The sequence below is a fragment of the Micrococcus sp. KRD070 genome (assembly GCF_017168435.1).
Taxonomy (GTDB): domain Bacteria; phylum Actinomycetota; class Actinomycetes; order Actinomycetales; family Micrococcaceae; genus Micrococcus; species Micrococcus luteus.
In genome coordinates, this window is sequence record NZ_JABFNH010000024.1 from 42,747 (window position 1) to 45,579 (window position 2,833).

The 2,833-nt window shown below is 73.3% G+C and carries 3 protein-coding genes; all 3 read right to left on the minus strand.

Annotated features, from left to right (window positions below):
• Positions 1-11 precede the first annotated feature (11 nt).
• Positions 12-1,337, minus strand: coding sequence for a hemolysin family protein (locus J1M38_RS09900; RefSeq protein WP_119217271.1), 1,326 nt, complete (start codon positions 1,335-1,337; stop codon positions 12-14).
• An 11-nt stretch (positions 1,338-1,348) separates the two neighbouring features.
• Positions 1,349-1,822, minus strand: a complete 474-nt coding sequence (gene ybeY / locus J1M38_RS09905; RefSeq protein WP_041103738.1) for an rRNA maturation RNase YbeY — start codon at positions 1,820-1,822, stop codon at positions 1,349-1,351.
• Positions 1,812-2,833: PhoH family protein (locus J1M38_RS09910; protein ID WP_206481774.1), on the minus strand; the 1,022-nt coding region annotated here is incomplete at its 5' end. The genes ybeY and J1M38_RS09910, both read right to left, overlap by 11 nt.

Below are 2,833 nucleotides of genomic sequence, written 5' to 3' on the forward strand. Positions count from 1 at the left end.
GGGCGGCCGGCTCAGGCCACGGGGTCGGCGGGCGTGGCGCCGTGGGCCTGCTCCTCGCGCCGGCGCAGCCGCACCGGGCGGTCGGGGGTCTCGGAGACGCGCAGGCGCGCGACCCGGTTGCGGCGGGGCTCGAGGGTGTCCGCGACGAGCTCGATCCCCTGGACCACGACGCGCGAGCCCTGGATCGGGACGCGGCCGAGCTCCTTGGCCAGGAGGCCGCCGACCGTGTCGACGTCGTCGTCCTCGTCCTCCTCCGGCAGCTCGAACTCCTCCCGGAAGTCGTGGATGCCCATGCGCGCGTCGACGGAGTAGACGCCGGGCGCGACGAACTCCACCTCGGGGCGGTCCGGGTGGTCGTCCTCGTCGTAGATCTCGCCGACGATCTCCTCGATGAGGTCCTCGAGCGTCACGAGCCCCGCCGTGCCGCCGTACTCGTCCACCACCACGGCCACGTGGGTGGACTCGCGCTGCAGCTCCTGCAGGAGGGTGGCCACGGACTTCGACTCGGGGACGAAGCGGACGTCGCGCATGACCTCGGTGACGGGGGTGTCGGTCGCAGCGCCGTCGTGGTGCAGGGCGCGGGTGACGTCCTTGAGGTGCAGCATGCCCCGGATGTCGTCGGCGTCCTCGCCGATCACCGGGATGCGGGAGTTACCGGAGCGCAGGAACAGGGCCATGGCCTGGCCGAGCGTGTGGTCGGCGTCGATCGTGACGACGTCGGTGCGCGGCACCATGACGGAGCGGACGATGGTGTCGTTCATGGAGAACACCGACTGGATCAGCTCCGCCTCGGAGTCGGCGAGCACGTCCGCGTCGTGGGCGCGGGCGACGAACTCGCGCAGGTGGCGCTCCTGGAAGTCGTCCTCGTCCTCCGGCTCGACCTCGCGACGGCGCCGGTCCCGGTCCAGGCGGGCGGCGAGCGGGCCCAGGGCCCGGCGGAGCACCCACACGAGCCCGCCGAGGCGGCGGGCGACGGCGGCCTCGTTGCGGGAGCCGATCGGCCGCGGGCTCCAGACGCCCAGCAGGGCGGCCACGCCCACGAGCACGACCGCGGCGATCGCCACGGCGAGCCACGTGTCGTCCACCACCGCGTCGGCGGCCGCGGTCAGGCAGACGGCCGACAGGGCCTCGGCGACGAAGCGCCAGACCCGCAGGGCCCCGAGGTGGCTCTCCCGCTCGCGGGCGATCTCCAGGACCTTGGAGCCGGGCTGCTCGCGGACGATGTCCTCCGCGTCCCGCCGGGAGAGGTAGGAGAACGCGGACTCGGCCAGGGACAGCGTCCAGGTCAGGCCGAGGAAGACCAGGAACAGGGCGAAGAGGACGGCGGGCGTCAGCATGGGCGGTGCCGTCAATCCTCGACGGTGGGGGCCGGGGCGGGCCGCCCCAGGACCTCGGAGACGAGCCGATCCTGGAGCGTGAACATCTCCTCGCGCTCGGCGTCCTCGAGATGGTCGTACCCGAGCAGGTGGAGCATGCCGTGGGTGAGCAGCAGGAGCAGCTCGTCGTCACGGGAGTGCCCGCCGCGCGCCGCCTGCTCGGCGGCGACCTCGGGGCAGAGCACGACGTCGCCGAGCACGCCCTCGGCCGGCGCCTCGGGCGAGCCGGGGGTCAGCTCGTCCATGGGCAGGCTCATCACGTCGGTGGGCCCGGGCAGGTCCATCCACTCCTCGTGCAGCTCGGCCATGCGTGCGGCGTCCACGACGGTCACGGCCGTCTCGGCGCGCTCGTGGACGTGCAGGCGCGCGTACACGTGCCGGGCCATGCGCAGCAGCGCGTCCTCGGGGACCTCGATCCCCGACTCGTTCAGGATCTCAACGGCCACGGCGGGCCCCTCCTCGCTTCTGGGACCGCTCCGCGGGGCCGCGGGCGGCGTCGTAGGCGTCCACGATGGCGCTCACCAGCGAGTGCCGGACCACGTCCGAGGAGTCGAAGCGGACCATCTCCAGTCCCTCGATCCCCTCGAGCACCTCGACGGCCTGGGCCAGGCCGGACTGGGTGCCGCGCGGCAGGTCCACCTGCGAGGTGTCTCCCGTGACGACCATGCGCGCACCGAAGCCGAGGCGGGTCAGGAACATCTTCATCTGCTCGCCGGTGGTGTTCTGGGCCTCGTCGAGGATCACGAACGCGTCGTTCAGGGTGCGGCCGCGCATGTACGCCAGCGGGGCGACCTCGATGGTCCCGGCCTCCATCAGCCGCGGGATCGACTCGGGCTCGATCATGTCGTGCAGCGCGTCGTACAGAGGGCGCAGGTACGGGTCGATCTTCTCGGAGAGCCCGCCGGGCAGGAAGCCGAGCCGCTCGCCGGCCTCGACGGCCGGGCGGGTGAGGATGATGCGGTTGACCTCCTTGGCCTGCAGCGCCTGCACGGCCTTGGCCATGGCCAGGTAGGTCTTGCCGGTGCCGGCCGGGCCGATGCCGAAGACGACGGTGGAGCGGTCGATCGCCTCCACGTAGTCCTGCTGGTGCAGGGTCTTCGCGCGGATGCGGCGGCCCCGGCCCGAGAGGATCGAGTCCAGGTGCAGCTGACCCGCGCCGCGCCCGGTGGCGGCATCGCGGACGTGGTGGACGACCTGGCCCATCACCTCGGGGGTGACGGCCTGGTCGCGGCGGGCGATCGAGCGCAGGTCCTCGACGACGCGCCGCACCGACGCCACGTCGGCCACCGGCCCGGCCAGGTCCAGCCGCTGGTCGCGGACCGTGACGTCCACGGTGGGGAACACGCCGCCGAGGATCCGCAGCAGGGCGTCCTGCGGTCCGAGCGTGCGGACCATGAGGTCGGCGGTCTCGAACGCGACCCCCTCGTGCGCGGTGGCGGGCGGGGTCGGGGTCGTGG